Annotated in this window: 19 protein-coding genes; 8 read left to right on the top strand and 11 right to left on the bottom strand. The window is 63.5% G+C overall.

The window, feature by feature from the left end:
* Window positions 1–10 precede the first annotated feature (10 nt).
* Complete coding sequence (locus WM94_RS26640; RefSeq protein ID WP_061552498.1) at window positions 11–961, bottom strand: LysR family transcriptional regulator; 951 nt, start codon at window positions 959–961, stop codon at window positions 11–13.
* Between the two features lie 132 nt (window positions 962–1,093).
* On the opposite strand from WM94_RS26640, the gene WM94_RS26635 reads away from it, so the two are divergent.
* Both WM94_RS26635 and mmsB read left to right on the top strand, forming a co-directional pair.
* Window positions 1,094–2,620 carry a CoA-acylating methylmalonate-semialdehyde dehydrogenase gene (locus tag WM94_RS26635; RefSeq protein ID WP_061552497.1) on the top strand — a complete coding sequence of 509 codons (1,527 nt, stop codon included), beginning with the start codon at window positions 1,094–1,096 and terminating at the stop codon, window positions 2,618–2,620.
* 28 nt (window positions 2,621–2,648) lie between these two features.
* Window positions 2,649–3,536: a 3-hydroxyisobutyrate dehydrogenase gene (mmsB, locus tag WM94_RS26630; RefSeq protein ID WP_039613062.1), complete on the top strand. Its 888-nt coding sequence runs from the start codon at window positions 2,649–2,651 to the stop codon at window positions 3,534–3,536.
* 232 nt (window positions 3,537–3,768) lie between these two features.
* Here the strand turns inward: mmsB and WM94_RS26625 are convergent, their stop codons facing one another.
* Together WM94_RS26625 and dmeF are read right to left on the bottom strand one after the other, a co-directional pair.
* On the bottom strand, window positions 3,769–4,113 hold the full coding sequence (locus WM94_RS26625) for a cupin domain-containing protein (RefSeq protein WP_003258412.1): 345 nt from the start codon (window positions 4,111–4,113) through the stop codon (window positions 3,769–3,771).
* A gap of 96 nt (window positions 4,114–4,209) precedes the next feature.
* Window positions 4,210–5,157, bottom strand: coding sequence for a CDF family Co(II)/Ni(II) efflux transporter DmeF (gene dmeF / locus WM94_RS26620; protein ID WP_061552496.1), 948 nt, complete (start codon window positions 5,155–5,157; stop codon window positions 4,210–4,212).
* 70 nt (window positions 5,158–5,227) lie between these two features.
* Between dmeF and WM94_RS26615 the strand changes: the two genes are divergently transcribed.
* The 3 genes from WM94_RS26615 (at window position 5,228) to WM94_RS26605 (ending at window position 6,331) form a co-directional block, all read left to right on the top strand.
* Window positions 5,228–5,503, top strand: a complete 276-nt coding sequence (locus WM94_RS26615) for a metal/formaldehyde-sensitive transcriptional repressor (protein WP_003258414.1) — start codon at window positions 5,228–5,230, stop codon at window positions 5,501–5,503.
* A gap of 196 nt (window positions 5,504–5,699) precedes the next feature.
* Window positions 5,700–5,927 carry a type II toxin-antitoxin system HicA family toxin gene (locus WM94_RS26610; protein ID WP_003258415.1) on the top strand — a complete coding sequence of 76 codons (228 nt, stop codon included), beginning with the start codon at window positions 5,700–5,702 and terminating at the stop codon, window positions 5,925–5,927.
* Entirely contained in the window at window positions 5,924–6,331 is a 408-nt protein-coding gene (locus tag WM94_RS26605) for a type II toxin-antitoxin system HicB family antitoxin (protein WP_003258416.1), read from the top strand. The genes WM94_RS26610 and WM94_RS26605 overlap by 4 nt, the downstream gene beginning before the upstream one ends.
* Before the next feature lie 18 nt (window positions 6,332–6,349).
* Here the strand turns inward: WM94_RS26605 and WM94_RS26600 are convergent, their stop codons facing one another.
* From WM94_RS26600 to WM94_RS26570, 7 genes are all read right to left on the bottom strand, one after another.
* Complete coding sequence (locus WM94_RS26600; RefSeq protein ID WP_039613060.1) at window positions 6,350–7,282, bottom strand: phosphatidate cytidylyltransferase; 933 nt, start codon at window positions 7,280–7,282, stop codon at window positions 6,350–6,352.
* 1 nt (window position 7,283) lies between these two features.
* Window positions 7,284–7,907 carry a lysophospholipid acyltransferase family protein gene (locus WM94_RS26595; RefSeq protein WP_025340660.1) on the bottom strand — a complete coding sequence of 208 codons (624 nt, stop codon included), beginning with the start codon at window positions 7,905–7,907 and terminating at the stop codon, window positions 7,284–7,286.
* Between the two features lie 10 nt (window positions 7,908–7,917).
* Window positions 7,918–8,349 carry a hypothetical protein gene (locus WM94_RS26590; protein WP_061552495.1) on the bottom strand — a complete coding sequence of 144 codons (432 nt, stop codon included), beginning with the start codon at window positions 8,347–8,349 and terminating at the stop codon, window positions 7,918–7,920.
* Window positions 8,346–9,677 carry a phosphatase PAP2/dual specificity phosphatase family protein gene (locus tag WM94_RS26585; RefSeq protein ID WP_061552494.1) on the bottom strand — a complete coding sequence of 444 codons (1,332 nt, stop codon included), beginning with the start codon at window positions 9,675–9,677 and terminating at the stop codon, window positions 8,346–8,348. Before WM94_RS26585 ends, WM94_RS26590 begins: the two co-directional genes overlap by 4 nt.
* Entirely contained in the window at window positions 9,678–11,432 is a 1,755-nt protein-coding gene (locus WM94_RS26580) for a bifunctional alpha/beta hydrolase/class I SAM-dependent methyltransferase (protein WP_061552493.1), read from the bottom strand.
* 30 nt (window positions 11,433–11,462) lie between these two features.
* Entirely contained in the window at window positions 11,463–12,068 is a 606-nt protein-coding gene (locus WM94_RS26575; protein ID WP_061552492.1) for a CDP-alcohol phosphatidyltransferase family protein, read from the bottom strand.
* A gap of 638 nt (window positions 12,069–12,706) precedes the next feature.
* Window positions 12,707–13,588 (bottom strand): LysR substrate-binding domain-containing protein, encoded by an 882-nt coding sequence (locus WM94_RS26570; RefSeq protein WP_061552491.1) that lies wholly within the window; start codon window positions 13,586–13,588, stop codon window positions 12,707–12,709.
* Between the two features lie 77 nt (window positions 13,589–13,665).
* Between WM94_RS26570 and WM94_RS26565 the strand changes: the two genes are divergently transcribed.
* Complete coding sequence (locus tag WM94_RS26565; protein ID WP_061552490.1) at window positions 13,666–14,430, top strand: sulfite exporter TauE/SafE family protein; 765 nt, start codon at window positions 13,666–13,668, stop codon at window positions 14,428–14,430.
* Here WM94_RS26565 and WM94_RS26560 read toward each other — a convergent pair.
* Entirely contained in the window at window positions 14,420–14,734 is a 315-nt protein-coding gene (locus WM94_RS26560) for a putative quinol monooxygenase (protein ID WP_003258316.1), read from the bottom strand. The genes WM94_RS26565 and WM94_RS26560 overlap by 11 nt on opposite strands.
* 156 nt (window positions 14,735–14,890) lie before the next feature.
* On the opposite strand from WM94_RS26560, the gene WM94_RS26555 reads away from it, so the two are divergent.
* Window positions 14,891–15,481: an NAD(P)H-dependent oxidoreductase gene (locus WM94_RS26555; RefSeq protein ID WP_015271810.1), complete on the top strand. Its 591-nt coding sequence runs from the start codon at window positions 14,891–14,893 to the stop codon at window positions 15,479–15,481.
* 72 nt (window positions 15,482–15,553) lie between these two features.
* Complete coding sequence (locus WM94_RS26550; protein WP_015271809.1) at window positions 15,554–16,450, top strand: LysR family transcriptional regulator; 897 nt, start codon at window positions 15,554–15,556, stop codon at window positions 16,448–16,450.
* The last annotated feature ends 56 nt before the right edge of the window (window positions 16,451–16,506 follow it).

Raw genomic sequence — 16,506 nt, 5'->3', positions numbered from 1 at the left:
ACGCAGCCCCTTATTCCTGAGCAAACCGCATCTCCCGGGTCTCCCCCATCAACAACGGCGCATTCGCCTCGGTCACCCCGCGGATGTAGTCCCACAACAGCGTAATCCGCTTCAACTTGCGCAAATCCTCCCGGCAATACATCCAGAACTGCCGTGTCACCTCGATCTCCTCCGGCAACACCGTCACCAGCCGCGGGTCCTGCGCCGCCAGGAAGCACGGCAAGATCGCCAGCCCACGCCCCTGCAACGCTGCCGTGTACTGCGCAATCACGCTGGTACTGCGTAAATGCGCGCTGGCGCTGGGGATCAGGTTGGCCAGGTACAGCAGCTCCGAACTGAACGCCAGGTCGTCCACGTAGCTGATGAACGGGTGCTTGGCCAGGTCCGCGATCTGATTGATAGGTGCATGGCGGTCCAGGTAGTCCTGGGTCGCGTACAGCCGCAAGCGGTAGTCGCACAGCTTACAGCACACATAAGGCCCATGCTCCGGCCGCTCCAGGGCGATGACGATGTCCGCCTCGCGCTTGGACAGACTGATGAAGTGCGGCAGCGGCAGGATATCCACCGAAATCGCCGGGTAGGCATCGACGAAGTAGCTTAGCTGCGGGGTGACGAAGAAGCTGCCGAAGCCTTCGGTGCAGCCCATGCGCACATGCCCCGACAACGCCACGCCCGACCCGGATACCTGCTCGCAGGCCATGTGCAGCGTGCTCTCGATCGACTCGGCATAGCCCAGCAAGCGCTGGCCCTCGGCGGTGAGGACAAAGCCGTTGGTCCGGGATTTCTCGAACAGCAAGGTGCCCAGCGCCCCCTCCAGCGAGCTGATGCGCCGCGACACAGTGGTGTAGTCCACGCTCAGGCGCTTGGCGGCGCTGCTGGCCTTGCGCGTACGCGCCACTTCAAGGAAGAACTTCAGGTCGTCCCAGTTGAGCGCGCTCAGGGATGTAAGGTCTTTTTGCATGATGATCCGGTTTTTTTGTGCGTTCTTGTTGGATGTTTGCACATCTATACTCGAAACAAGCCTCAGGACGCCACCTCGCGTTTGCCCGGCAATGGCGATCTCGTCCCGACAATAATTCCAAGGAGAACGCAGATGAACGCACCGCAATCCCCTAACCAGACCAAAATCGAGCAGGTCAAGCTGCTGATCGACGGCCAATGGGTCGAGTCCAAGACCACCGAATGGCGCGACATCGTCAACCCGGCTACCCAAGAGGTGCTGGCGCGCGTACCGTTCGCCACCGTCGAAGAAGTCGACGCAGCCGTCGCCGCTGCCCACCGCGCCTTCCAGACTTGGCGTAACACGCCGATCGGCGCGCGCATGCGCATCATGCTCAAGCTGCAGGCGCTGATCCGCGAACACACCAAACGCATCGCCCAGGTCCTCAGTGCCGAGCAGGGCAAGACCCTGGCCGACGCCGAAGGCGATATCTTCCGCGGCCTGGAAGTGGTCGAGCACGCCGCCTCCATCGGCACCCTGCAGATGGGCGAATTCGCCGAGAACGTTGCCGGCGGCGTCGATACCTACACCCTGCGCCAGCCGATCGGCGTATGCGCTGGCATCACCCCGTTCAACTTCCCGGCGATGATCCCGCTGTGGATGTTCCCCATGGCCATCGTCTGCGGCAACACCTTCGTGCTCAAGCCGTCCGAGCAGGACCCGCTGTCGACCATGCTGCTGGTCGAACTGGCGCTGGAAGCCGGCATACCGGCTGGCGTGCTCAACGTGGTGCACGGCGGCAAGCAAGTGGTGGATGCCATTTGCACCCACCAGGACATCAAGGCGATTTCCTTCGTCGGCTCCACTGAAGTGGGCACCCACGTGTACAACCTGGGCAGCCAGCACGGCAAGCGCGTGCAGTCGATGATGGGCGCCAAGAACCACGCGGTGGTGCTGCCTGATGCCAACCGCACGCAAACCGTCAACGCGCTGGTCGGTGCCGCCTTCGGTGCAGCAGGCCAGCGCTGCATGGCAACCTCGGTGGCTGTGTTGGTGGGCAAGGCCCGTGAATGGCTGCCGGATATCAAGGAAGCGGCCAGCAAGCTCAAGGTCAATGCCGGCTGCGAGCCAGGCACCGATGTCGGCCCTGTGGTCTCCAAACGCGCCAAGGAGCGTGTGCTGGGTCTGATCGAAAGTGGCATCAAGGAAGGCGCCAAGCTGGAACTCGACGGCCGTGACGTCACGGTATCGGGCTACGAGCAAGGCAACTTCATTGGCCCGACCCTGTTTTCGGGCGTGAAGACCGACATGCAGGTCTACACCCAGGAAATTTTCGGCCCGGTGCTGGTGACCCTGGAGGTCGACACCCTTGACGAGGCCATCGCCCTGGTCAATGCCAACCCGTTCGGTAACGGTACCGGCCTGTTCACCCAGAGTGGCGCGGCAGCGCGCAAGTTCCAGAGCGAAATCGACGTCGGCCAGGTCGGCATCAACATCCCGATCCCGGTCCCGGTACCGTTCTTCAGCTTCACCGGCTCGCGTGGCTCCAAGCTCGGCGACCTCGGCCCGTACGGCAAGCAAGTGGTGCAGTTCTACACTCAGACCAAGACCGTCACCGCCCGCTGGTTCGATGATGACAGCGTCAACGACGGTGTGAACACCACCATCAGCCTGCGTTAAGCCATCAGCCTGCGCTAAGGAGAGAGTCATGCGTATCGCATTCATCGGCCTGGGCAACATGGGCGCACCCATGGCCCGCAACCTGATCAAGGCCGGGCACCAACTGAACCTGTTCGACCTGAACAAGGCCGTGCTGGCCGAGCTGGCAGAACTGGGCGGGCAGATCAGTCCTTCGCCCAAGGACGCGGCGGCCAACAGCGAGCTGGTGATCACCATGCTGCCGGCTGCTGCCCATGTGCGCAGCGTGTACCTGAACGAAGACGGCGTGCTGGCCGGCATTCGCCCCGGCACGCCGACCGTGGATTGCAGCACCATCGACCCGCAGACGGCGCGTGATGTGTCCAAGGCCGCAGCAGCCAAGGGCGTGGACATGGGCGATGCGCCGGTGTCCGGTGGCACCGGCGGTGCGGCGGCAGGCACCCTGACCTTCATGGTCGGTGCCAGCGCCGAGCTGTTCGCCACCCTCAAGCCGGTACTGGAGCAGATGGGCCGCAACATCGTGCACTGCGGTGAAGTCGGCACCGGGCAGATCGCCAAGATCTGCAACAACCTGCTGCTGGGCATCTCGATGATCGGCGTGTCCGAGGCCATGGCCCTGGGCAACGCGCTGGGCATCGACACCAAGGTGCTGGCCGGCATCATCAACAGTTCGACCGGGCGTTGCTGGAGCTCGGACACCTACAACCCGTGGCCGGGCATCATCGAAACCGCGCCGGCATCGCGTGGCTATACCGGTGGCTTTGGCGCCGAGCTGATGCTCAAGGACCTGGGGCTGGCCACCGAGGCTGCACGCCAGGCGCATCAACCGGTGATCCTGGGGGCCGTGGCCCAGCAGCTGTATCAGGCCATGAGTCTGCGCGGCGAAGGCGGCAAGGACTTCTCAGCCATCGTCGAGGGTTATCGCAAGAAGGATTGACGCAAGAGGTGGGCTTCATCGCGGGCCAGGCGGCCTTCCCTCTGTAACTGCGCACCAGAGGGAAGGGCGTCTGATCCGCGATTTTTTTTTGCCCGAGTGCCAGGCCTGGATCAGTTTGTAGGAGCAGCCTTGTGCTGCGAAGAGGCCAGTCACGGCAACACAAGTGCTGAGCCGGGGCAGGCCTCTTCGCAGCACAAGGCTGCTCCTACAGGGCTATGTGTGGTTTGTGGAATCAGGCAAAGACAAAGTACTTGCGCACGGTCTCGACCACTTCCCAGGTGCCTTTCATCCCCGGTTCGATCACGAACACATCACCCGCTTTCAGGTGCTTCGGCTCTTCGCCTTCCGGGGTGATGATGCAGTAGCCATCGAGGAAGTGGCAGAACTCCCACTTCTCGTAGTTGACCTCGAACTTGCCCGGGGTGCAGATCCAGGTGCCCATGATCTTGCTGCCGTCGGCCGACAGGTAGGCGTTGAGGTTGACGGTGTGCGGATCGCCGCCGATGCGCTTCCACTTGGTGGCGTCCACGACCGGCGTCGGGCAGGTTTCGCGCAGGACGGTGATGAAATCGGACATGGCACAACTCCTGGTGACTGGCTGAATGACTCGTCACCATAGGGCCATCGGCCGAGCCGCAGTTGCCTGGGCTCGACGTCCAGCTGTCTGGTCGCGCTATGCCAGGCGGTTGACCTCGACGGTGATGTGCGCCAGTTCTTCGTGTACGCCCAGGGCCATGCGCACGCTGTCGGCGCTGAGTTCGGCCCGGGCGGCCAGGCCGAGAATGCAGGCGTACTGGTCTTTGCCCACGCGCCACACGTGCAGGTCGGTGATGCTGGCCGGCACCGGCAGCTGCGCGACCACCTCGCGGATTTCCTCCACTACCGGCGCGTCCATCTCCGCATCCAGCAGCACCCGCCCGGTATCGCGCAGCAGCCCGCGAGCCCACAGCGCCACCAGCAGCGCACCGACCAGGCCCATTACCGGGTCGAGCCACCCGGCGCCCCAGTACTTGCCGGCCAGCAGGGCAACGATAGCCAGCACCGAGGTGGCTGCGTCGGCCATCACGTGCAGGTAGGCCGAGCGCAGGTTCAGGTCGTGGTGATGGTGGCCATGGTCATGGTGATGGTCGTGGCCATGGTGGTGATGATCGTGATCGTGATGGAGATGGTCGTCACGCAGCAGCCAGGCGCAGATCAGGTTGACGGCCAGGCCCACGGCGGCGATGAAGATCGCCTCGTCATAATGGATCGGCCCCGGTGCCAGCAGGCGCTGCACCGACTGGAATGCCATCAGCCCGGCCACGCCCAGCAACAGCAGGGCGCTGGAGTAGCCGCCGAGAATCTCGATCTTCCAGGTGCCGAAGGCAAAGCGCCGGTCGCCGGCATAACGCCGCGCGGCGGCATAGGCCAGCAACGACAGGCCCAGGGCCAGGGCGTGGGAGCTCATGTGCCAGCCGTCGGCCAGCAACGCCATGGAATTGAAGAACCAGCCCCCGGTAATTTCCGCCACCATCATCACTGCGGTCAGCCACACGGCCAGGCGCGTCTTGCGCTCGGCGCTCAGGTTGCTGGTATGGAACTGGTGGCTGTGCTGCCAGCGGTCTGAGGTTTGTGTCGCCATGGTTTATCATGCTCCCGGAACGTCGAGAAATATACTATACCCCAGTATACCTAGCATGGTGTGAAACCCAATGGCACATACCCTGAAGAGCAAGAAGCAGCTGCTGACCCGGGTGCGCAAGATCAAAGGCCAGGCCGCCGCCCTGGAGACAGCGCTGGAGCAGGACAAGGACTGCCTTGCGATACTGCAGCAGATCGCCGCCGTGCGCGGTGCGGTGAACGGGCTGATGGCCGAAGTGATGGAAGGGCATATCCGCGAACACCTGGTGGCGGACGGGCTGAGTGCCGAGGAGCGGCAGGACGAGGCGGACAAGGTGGCGACGTTGCTGCGGTCGTACCTCAAGTAGCAGACCGGCGGTACCGATACCCTAGGGAGGTATTGGTACCCGATGGTACTTGCTGATTTCCTACGTGTCAGAAGGCATGTTCCTACTTTGCCATCCAATCTGTCCGCTGGTCGCGATACGTGTGCATAGTGTGTAGTGCGCTTTGTTCTGGTCAATTCGGTGTGTATGATACACATCGACTGCCGAGGAAGAATGAATGCGCAGTCGTGAAGTTATCCAGCTTATTGAAGCCGACGGCTGGTACCAGGTTGATGTGAAAGGTAGTCATTACCAGTTCAGGCATCCGACAAAAAGGGGGCGAGTCACGGTTCCTCATCCCAAGAGTGAGCTCCCCAAGGGCACAGTACGCAGCATCTTGAAGCAGGCTGGCTTGATACAAGCCAACGGCACTGCCAGCACGAGCATCAACGGAGGTAGTCAATGAAATTCCCGGTCGTATTGCACAAAGACGCCGACTCGGACTACGGCGTGACCGTACCTGATGTGCCCGGTTGCTTCAGCGCCGGTGCCACTGTTGCAAAAGCACTGGAGAATGTTCAGGAAGCGCTGGCACTACATTTTGAAGGGTTGGTCGCAGATAACGAGGCATTGCCGCAGGCACAGGAAGTCGACGTCCATGTGGCAAACCCTGACTATGAAGGCGGGGTCTGGGCCGTTGTGGATTTTGATGTCACCCCGTACCTGGGTAAGGCGGTTCGCTTCAATGCAACGCTGCCGGAAAACCTGCTTCAACGAATCGACGAAAAAGTGAAGCGTGATCATCGCTATGCGTCCCGCTCCGGTTTTCTGGCTTCGGCTGCACTGCGAGAGTTGGCCCTTTCGCACTAATCGGTAGGCTCACTTTCGCTACGCCCACCAATACCGCACAAAGTGGAAGAACACCGGCGCGGCAAAGCACACCGAATCCATGCGGTCGAGCATGCCGCCGTGGCCTTCGATCATGTGCCCCCAGTCCTTCACCCCACGGTCGCGCTTGATCGCCGACATCACCAGCCCGCCGAAGAAGCCCATGGCGTTCACCGCTAACGCCATCAGTGCGGCCTGCCAGAAGCTGAACGGGGTGATCCAGCACAGCATGGCGCCGATCAGGGTGGCCAGCGCCACGCCGCCGGCCAGGCCTTCGACGGTCTTGGATGGCGACAGGTTGGGCGCTACCTTGTGCTTGCCGAACAGCTTGCCGCACACGTACTGCAGCACGTCGCTGATCTGCACCACAAGGATCAGCCAGGCAATCAGCAACAGGTTGCGGCCCTCGTAACCCGGGATGTCCAGGGTCATCAATGCCGGCACCGACGATACGCAGTACACCGCGATCATCAGCCCCCACTGCACCTTCGAGGCGCGCTCGAGAAAGCGCGTGGTGTCGCCGCCGAAGCTGGCCAGGATCGGCAGCAACAGGAACAGGTACACCGGGATGAAGATGCTGAACAACCCGTACCAGTCCATGGCGATCAGCACGTATTGCACCGGCAGCGCCACATAGAACGCCGCCACCAGCGCCGGGTAGTCGCTGCGCCGGGTCGGGGTGAGCGTCATGAACTCGCGCAAGGCATAGAACGACACGCCGTAGAACAGCACGATCACGCCATACTTGCCGAACAGGAAGGCGATGCCGATCACCAGCACCATCACCCACCAGGCGTTGATGCGGGCGTTGAGGTTGTCGATCACCGCGTGCGGTGCCGGGCCGGCGCGCCATTTGAGCAGGCGGCCTATCACGCTGGCGAGCAGCAGCAGGGCGCCGATGCCGGCAAACAGGGAAAGGGTGTTGTCGTCCATCTCAGGCATCCTTGGGGGCCAGGTTCAGCAAGGCCTGGCTGGCCCGCTCGAGAAAGGCTTGCTTGCTTTCATCCGCCTGCAGGTGCAGCGGCTCGCCAAAGCTCAATGTGCACAACAACGGCAACGGTAGGGCGCGACCCTTGGGCATCACCCGGTTGAGATTGGCGATCCATACCGGCACCAGTTCGACTTCGGGGTTGGCTGCTGCCAAGTGATACAACCCGCTCCTGAACGGCATCAGCGGCTCGTCGCCGAGATTGCGAGTGCCCTCCGGGAAAAAGATCAGCGAGTCGCCCTGGGCCACTGCTTCGAGGATCGGCTGCAACGGGCTGCCCTGGCCGGCGCTGTGTTGCCGGTTGATCAGCACACCGTTGAAGACCTTGCGGATAAGAAAATCGCGAATGCCCGGCTTGGCCCAGTAATCGGCACCGGCTACCGGACGGGTACGCTTGCGCAGCGGCTGCGGCAGCGAGGCCCAAAGCAGTACGAAATCACCATGGCTGCTGTGGTTGGCGAAATACAGGCGCTGCACCGGCAGCGGCGTGCAGCCCAGCCACAGGGCGCGGGCACCGGTGATCAGGCGGGCGGCGGAAGTGATGAGGTAGGCGGTCAGGTTGGCGAGCATGGATCGGTAGTCATCCCTTCAAAGGCAGTGTCAGCAGGGTAGCCAAGGCCAGCGACAGCTGCAGGCCCAGGCACACTGCCTGGCGGCGCAACAGGCCCAGCGCGGCCCGGCTACGGGCAGGCCATGCTCGGGTGTCGGCGGCCTGCGGTTTGAGTTTCAGTTCGAACAGTGCGTGGTCCAGGGCCTGGGTGTCCGCCGCCAGGTCGCGGCTGGCGGCGAGGCGGGCGAACAATTGGGCATCGATGGCCACACGGATGGCCCAGTACTTGTGCAGCACGCCTAGTACCAGCAGCGCAATGCACAGCAGGCTGGCCAGCGGTTGCAATTGGGCACCCAGCAAGGGCGCCAAACCGTAGGCCAGGGCCAGCAGGGTGAGGCCGTCCGACAGGCGTTCCAGTTGTTTGCCTCGGCCCAGCAGGCTGGCCACCACGTACAGCGTCATGGTTGTGTCCCTAGCCGTTGCAAGGCCTGGCGGTGTGCGCTGTGCAGCACCACGCCAGGGCGGGCCTTGCGGATCAGCGCTTCGGCCTGGCGAGCCTCACTGCAGCGGCCCGTGAGCACCAGCCAGGCTGCCACGGCGCTGGCGCTGCGCGAATAGCCCAGGGCGCAGCAGACCAGCACCGGGCCTTGCGAGCGCAGGCGTTCGATGGTGACGGCGGCTTGGTGCAGCAATGGGCTTTCCGGGGCGATCAGGTCCAGGGTAGGAAAACATGCGTAGCCAACGGCGGACACGGCCTGTGTAGGAGCGCTGTGCTGAACATGACACGGTAGCTCCGCGCACAAATCGACCACCGCAGCGAACTGCGCGCCGCGCCCTGGAATCCGACCGAGGTATACGCCATCACATACTTCATCCGCCTGCGGGTGCCGCCATGTCCACAACCGCGAGTTGACCCACGCCCCCGCCAGATAAGGCGCCAGCAGCCAGCTGGCGGCATTCGACAAGCGACCATCGGCGCATTTCTGAAACCCGCCTGCACCGAGCATGGCATAGTTCAGCGCCACCAGGGCCAGCGACACGGCCGGCCAGGTCAACCATAGCCAGGCACCGCCGAACGCAGCGGCTGGCACCGCGCACAGCAGCCCACCCACTGTATAGAACAACGCCAAGCGCCAACGCTTGGCATCCCGCGCAAGGCGCACCTGCTGCCAGGGCAGTTGCCCTTGATGTGGCCACAACCAGACGCAGACGAACCCCGCCAATGCCCCCGTGGGAACGTCGACGAAATGGTGCTGCCAGGTGGTCAGTACCGAGACCCCGATCAGTGTCATCCAGCCATGCATCAGCCAGCGCCAGGGCTGGCGCTGCACGTGCCGGGCAAACATCGTCCAGATGATCACCAGCAGGGCAATATGCAGCGACGGTGCCTGGTTGAACGGCTTGTCGAAGCCCATGAGCACATCGAACATCCAGCCGAACACCCCGCCCAGTTCCGGCCGCTCGAAGGTGAAACGCAGCGGCCAGAGCAGGAAGCAGCTGACGCTGATCAGCTGCGCGGTGAGCAGCGCCAGCGCGTGCCGGTCCATTTCCTGGCGCGTGCGTGGCAGCAGGAAGGACAAACCGTAGAGCAGGTCGATCGACCAGTACGGGATGATCGTCCACGGCCACAACGGCATGCGGCTTTCCCAGCCGAACACCAGGCTGCCGACATCACTGCGCCCGGCGGTATGGTTGTTCGCCAGCCCGTAACTGAGGAAAAACAGCGGCCCCAGCAACAGAAGCCAGAACACGCCTCGGCGGATCAGCCGGGGCTCGCGTGATGGGCTCATTCAGCGCACCCGTTGTGCCAGGCTGACGCTGAAAATGCCCCATTCATCGATGCGTTGGGCCAGCTTGCGGAACCCCGCCGCTTCTACCAGCTGGTCCATTTCGGCCTGGCTGCGGCGACGCATGACCCAGGCCTCCCCGCCGCGGTGGCTGGTGAGGGCGCGGGCGATCATTTCCAGTTGCGGGTGCCACGGCTGGCCGGTGTAGACCAAATAGCCGCCATCTTCCAGCGCATCCGCCAGGCCGGCCAGCGAGTTGCCTACCAACTGGTTGCTGGCGAACAGTTCGTACAGGCCGGAGACCACGGCCAGGGTCGGTGGTTGTTCCAGGGTGGCCAGGCTCTGGCGGTCGAAGGCATCGCCCTGGACGAAGCGGGCGATGTCGGCCAGGCCCTTTTCTGCAATCAATGCGCTGCCTTGCTGCACGTTCATTTCGCTGTAGTCACGCAGCAGGATCGAATCCGGCAGCTGTTCGAGCTCCTGCAGGGCCTCGAGAATGTAGCGGCCATGGCCGGCGGCGATATCGACGATGTGCACCGGCCGCTGCTGGTCGCGCAGGCGGACGATGGCCAGGCGCAGCAGTTCCTCTACGTGCAGCTTGCGCTGGCGGATGCCGCGCCAGCCGATGGCGTCGAGGTAGTTCTGGTCGATCAGGCGGCCGAGCTTGCCTTTGCCGGTCGGCTGGTTGCGGTACACGTAGTCCAGGGTACTGCCCGAGTCGAAACCGGTATCGAAACCCAGCTTCACACCTTCGGACAGCCCCTTGCCCAGACGCAGCCCGGCACGGGTAGCACGCCAGTAAAGGTCGCTGGGCGAGTTGCGCGGCAGCGGTGCGGCCAGGCTTTCGGCTTCGGCGCAGCTGGCGCCGGTCTTGTCGGCATCGAGCAGTGACGGCAGGGCGGCGGGGCTGGCGAAGCAATGTTCGACAAACCGCTCGATGCGCCGCAAGGCATGGGCCCTGTCACGCTCGCCAAGGGTGTCGTGGAAAAAGCCTGGCAGGATGTGCATTTCCTTGCGCGCACTGCCCAGGCGTTCGAAGAAGCGTTCCTGCGGTTGGCGTTCGACCACGAAGTCGGCACCGGACACCAGCAGCTGGGTTGGCAACTGAATGGCCTGGGCATCCGCCACCACCCGGTCGGCGGCTTCGTACAGGCCCAGCAGCATGGTTACCGAAATCGGCCGGCTGATCAGCGGGTCGGCCACGTACGACATGACCCGTTCGGGGTCGTGGGTGAGCAGGCGGGGCTTGACGTAGCTGTTTACGAAGAAGTTTCCGCGCAAGGCTTTCAGCAGTTTCAGGCCGGTGCGGGCGAACGGCACATACAGTTTGACCTTGAACGCTGGCGAGGCCAGCACCAGGCAGCGCACCTTGGGCGCGTAGTCGTGGGCCCAAGTGGCCACGAGCACGGCCCCTACGCTCTGCGCCAGCACCACCAGGTCCTGTTCGGCGATGCCATGGCTGGCCTGGATGTGCTCGATGAAGGTCTGCACATCGCGCACGCTGGTGGCGAAGCCCGGGCTGTCGCCACGCGCGCCCGGCGAATGGCCGTGGCCGCGGGCATCCCAGGCGAAGAAATCGTAGCCCGGCATGTCCAGCTCGTCGGCCAGGTGTGCCATGCGCCCGCCGTGTTCGTGGCCGCGATGGAACATCACCACGGCCCGGCGTGGCTGGTGTTGGTTACGCGTGGCAGGCCAGTGACGGTAATACAGCTCGACGCCGTCATGGGTGGAGAAGTGCAGCGCTTGCGCTTGGCGCATGGTCGACATCCTTTTGCGACGGCAGTGGGCTCAGCGGGTTTCGGCCAGCCCCTGGCGAACCCGGTTGTAGAGGGTATAGAGCGAGAGTGCGAGGATGACCAGCAACAAGCCGTTGAGCCAGGTGCCATTCAGCAGGCCCAGGGCGACACCGGTACCCAGCACACCGAAGGCAAAGGCCCGGTCGCTCTTGCCCATTGGGCCATCGTAGCGCCGTGAAGCACCGGCCAGTGGGCCCATGACACCGGCGTATTCGCTGAAGGTGGCGCTGAGCACCACGAGCACGACCAAGGTTGGCGATACACCGGCCAGCAGGGCGAAGGGCAGGTACAGCGCGGCATCGGCGATCACGTCGCACAGTTCGTTGAGGTAGGCACCGAGGGTGGATTGCTGGCCGAACTCCCGGGCGAGCATGCCGTCGACGGCGTTCAGTGCCATGCGCAGCAGCATCCAGACTGGCACCAGGATGAACAGCCAGGTGAGATGGGGCAGGGCAGCCAGCAGCAGGCCCAGCAGGATCGACAGCAGGCCGGCGGCGACAGTGACCTGGTTGGCGGTGACACCGCGGTCGTGGAGGCGCTGGACGGCAGGGCGGAGCATGGCCTGAAAGTGCGGTTTGAGCTGGTAGATCGATGCCACTGGAAAGTCCTTTTCGGTGGGGCGTTATGGCGCCATTGTGTGTGAGCCTTCTTCGCGGGTAAACCCGCTCCCACAGGTATAGTGTCCAGCCGAGAGATACCACACATCCTGTGGGAGCGGGCCCGCCCGCGAACACGGGCGAAGCCCGTGCCATCAATCGCGGTGCCTGCTTCGCGGGCTCGCCCGCTCCCACAGGTATAGCGTCCAGCCGAGAGATACCACACATCCTGTGGGAGCGGGTTCACCCGCGAACACGGGCGAAGCCCGTGCCATCAATCGCGGTGCCTGCTTCGCGGGCTCGCCCGCTCCCACAGGTATAGCGTCCATTCGAGAGCTACCACATATCCTGTGGGAGCGGGTTCACCCGCGAACACGGGCGAAGCCCGTGCCATCAATCGCGGTGCCTGCTTCGCGGGCTCGCCCGCTCCCACAGGTATAGCGTCCATTCGAGAGCTACCACATATCCTGTGGGAGCGGGTTCACCCGCGAACACGGGCGAAGCCCGTGCCATCAATCGCGGTGCCTGCTTCGCGGGCTCGCCCGCTCCCACAGGTATAGCGTCCATTCGAGAGCTACCACATATCCTGTGGGAGCGGGTTCACCCGCGAACACGGGCGAAGCCCGTGCCATCCACTTCGTCAGCGGGTGAGGGTGGTTACCAACCCTGCGGCATACCCCGGCAATGCCGCAAAATCGCGTGCACACACCAGCAAGCGGCGATTGGCCCATGGTTCCGTCAGCGCCACCCAGTGCAACGGCAACAGCCCTTGCCAGCGCTTCACCGCAGCCAGCGGCACAATCCCTACTCCGGCTCCGCCCGCAACCATGCGGATCACGCCATCGAACCCTTCGGCACGCACCCGAACCCGCATGCGCCGGCCCTCGCGCAGTGCCTGCTCTTCCAGGTACAACGCCAGTGCACTGCCGGCACCCAGGCCGACGTAGCCATGGGCCAGGCTATCGATGAAGCTCGGCGCTACCTCGCTGGCCAGTGGATGGCGCTGCGGCGTTACAAGCACCAGTGGGTCTTCGCGAAACGGCCGGGTCTGCAGGTGCTCGCTGGGGGCGGCGGTTGAAACTATGCCCAGGTCCGCCATGCCCTGGGTAATCGACTGCACGATGCGCAGGCTCGGCAACTCCTGCACATCCACACTGACGCCTGGGTTTTCAGCCAGGTAGCCGGCCAGCAGCTCCGGCAGGTACTCCGTGAGTGCAGCCGTGTTGCACAGCAGGCGCACCTGGCCCTGCTGCCCTTGTGCGTACTGGCTCAGGTCGAACTGCAGGCGCTCGACCTGCTGCGATATCAGCCGGGCATGCTGCAGCAGTGCCTGGCCGGCCAGAGTTGCTTGCACGCCACGGCGGTTGCGTTCCAGCAAAGGGATGCCCAGCGAAGCCTCCATTGCGCGGATCCGCGCACTGGCTGCTGCCAGCGAAAGATGGCTGCGGCTGGCACCGGCGGTGATGTTGCCGCACTCCAGGGTGTGCTGGAACAGCCTGAGGTCGATCAGGTCGAAATGCATGTGGCTCTGTCCTGGCAAGAGTCTGGCTGAGTATATGGCAGATTTTCAGCCCGGCCGAAGCACGCCATCATCGGCCCATGAATACCTTGCTCGCTTTCTACCAGAACATTGGTCCAGCGCTGTCGCTGCCGGTGGTACTGACCTTCCTGCTGGCCGGCGCGGTGAAGGGCGTGATCGGCCTCGGCCTGCCGACAATCGCCATGGGCCTGCTGGGCCTGGCTATGTCACCGGCGCAGGCTGCGGCATTGCTGATTGTGCCTTCGACCCTCACCAACCTCTGGCAGCTGGCCAGTGGGGGGCACCTGCGGAGGTTGCTGGCACGCCTGTGGCCGATGCTGGCGATGATCTTCGTCGGTACCTTGCTGGGCAGCGCCTGGCTGGGGATCAACAGCGGCCCTTGGGCCGCACATGCACTGGGCGCGGCCTTGATGGTGTATGCGCTGTACGGGCTGGTCGGTCCGGGCCTGCGCCTGGCACCGGGGCGGGAGCCTTGGCTGGCGCCGCTTTGCGGGCTGGTCACGGGCGTGGTCACGGCGGCGACCGGGGTGTTCGTGATACCGGCTGTGCCCTACCTGCAGAGCCTGGGTTTGAATCGGGATCAGATGGTCCAGGCTCTGGGCCTGTCGTTCACGGTTTCGACCCTGGCCCTGGCCGTTGGCCTGGCCGGGCAGCATGCCCTGGGTGGCCAGGCGCTGGGTGCTTCGCTGCTGATGCTGGCGCCGGCCTTAGTCGGCATGCTGGCCGGCCAGTGGCTGCGTCAGCGCATCAGTACGCCGCTGTTCAAACGGTGCTTCTTCATCGGCCTGGCCGCGCTCGGCGGCCATTTGCTGATCAGCGGTTAGCGCTTGATGCGCTGAGCATGTCGATCATCTGGATGTCGAAATCGCGTTCCAGGTAGTCCATGCGTTTTTCGAAGAACGCGGTCATGTGCGGCAGTGCCGAATGCACATCCAGCGCGGCCTTGTCGGCCCAGACCTCGAAGAACACGAACAGGCTCGGGTCCTGCTTGTCGCGCAGCATGTGGTACTCGATGCAGCCCGGCTCCTGGCGGCTTGGCTCGACGTAAGCGCGGAACAGCGTTTCGAACGCTTCAGCCATTTCCGGGCGGGTCTTGGCTTTGAGGATGAAGGCGTACTGCTCACTCATGGGTCGCTACTCGGTGATGGGAGGTGATGCGATTCTAAGGCAATAATGCATTATTGATTCGTGACTTCAGGTCAATTGTATTTTGCCGCTGCATTACTGTATCCCGCGCCCGCGAGCCCCTAACCTGCCGGCCTGAATTTTTTCCGCGAGGCCCGCATGAAGAAGATCCTTTTGCTCAACGGTGGTAAACAGTTCGCCCACTCCGACGGTCGTCTGAACACGACCTTGCACGAAGCGGCCATCGCTCACCTGGACCGGGCCGGTTTCGATGTACGCCAGACCTTCATCGACGGTGGCTATGATGCCCAGGAAGAGGTGGAGAAGTTCCTCTGGGCCGATGTGGTCATCTACCAGATGCCCGGCTGGTGGATGGGTGCGCCATGGACCGTTAAAAAGTACATCGACGAGGTGTTCACCGCCGGCCACGGTAGCTTGTATGCCAACGACGGCCGTACCCGTGCGGACCACTCGCAGAAGTACGGCAGTGGTGGCCTGGTGCACGGCAAGCAGTACATGCTTTCGCTGACCTGGAATGCACCGCAGCAGGCATTCGACGACCCTAGCGATTTCTTCGAGGGCAAGGGGGTGGACGCGGTGTACTTCCCATTCCACAAGGCCAACCAGTTCCTCGGCATGACCGGGTTGCCGACTTTCCTGGCGGTGGATGTGATGAAGCGGCCTGATGTGCCGGCTGCTTTGGCAGCCTATGAGGCGCATCTGGACAAGGTGTTTGGCAAGGCACAGTAAGGTTTTTCTGTGCTGGACTTGGCCTAGACAAGCGGCTATCTATCCCGGCAGAGACCAACCACAGGCGCAGATGTGAAAACCCGATCCGAAGAACTCCAGGTATTCGTCACCGTCATCGACTGCGGCTCGATTTCCGCTGCTGCCGAGCAGATGGGCCAGACCCCGTCTGCCGTCAGCCGTACCCTGTCGCGCCTTGAAGGCAAGCTGGGTACCACGCTGGTCAACCGCACCACCCGGCGCATGGACCTGACCGAGGAGGGCCGCTTCTTCCTCGAGCGCGCGCGGTTGATCCTGGAACAGATGGACGAGATGGAAGAGCGACTGTCGATGAACCGCCAGACCCCTACCGGGCGCCTGCGCATCAACGCCGCCGCGCCGTTCATGCTGCATGCCATCCTGCCGTGGATCGGCGAGTTCCGCCGCCAATACCCTGGTATCGAACTGGAACTCAATACCGACGACTTGATCATCGACCTGCTGGAGCAGAGCACCGATGTGGCAATCCGCATCGGTGAACTCGCCGACTCCAGCCTGCACGCGCGCAGCCTGGGATGCAGCCCGGTACAGGTGCTGGCCAGCCCGGCCTACCTCGAGCAGCACGGCACGCCGCAGCGGGTCGAGGACCTGGCCAACCACTGCCTGCTCGGCTTCAGCCAGCCCGAATCGCTCAACCATTGGCCACTGCGCCATGCCCAGGGTGACCGCTGGAGCATTCGCCCGTCACTGATCGCCTCCAGCGGCGAGACCTTGCGCCAATTGGCGCTGGCCGGCGAGGGCATCGTCAGCCTGTCGCACTTCATGACCCACGAGGACATCCGCGCTGGGCGCCTGCAAGTGCTGCTGAGCGAAGCCAACAACGGCTACCGCCAGCCGATCCATGCGGTTTACTACCGCAACACCCAGCTGGCGCTGCGTATCCAGTGCTTCCTCGATTTCATCCAGCGCAAGTTGGCGATGTACGCCAGCTGAGTTGCCTGAACGCGACAGATCCTGTCCACAGGCGGCGAAACTTCCTGCGATTGATT

Origin of the sequence: Pseudomonas sp. ABFPK (genome assembly GCF_001586765.1) — a bacterium.
GTDB lineage: Bacteria > Pseudomonadota > Gammaproteobacteria > Pseudomonadales > Pseudomonadaceae > Aquipseudomonas > Aquipseudomonas asiatica.
The sequence above is the reverse complement of the archived record's forward strand: the minus strand, read 5'-3'. Positions and strand labels throughout refer to the sequence as shown.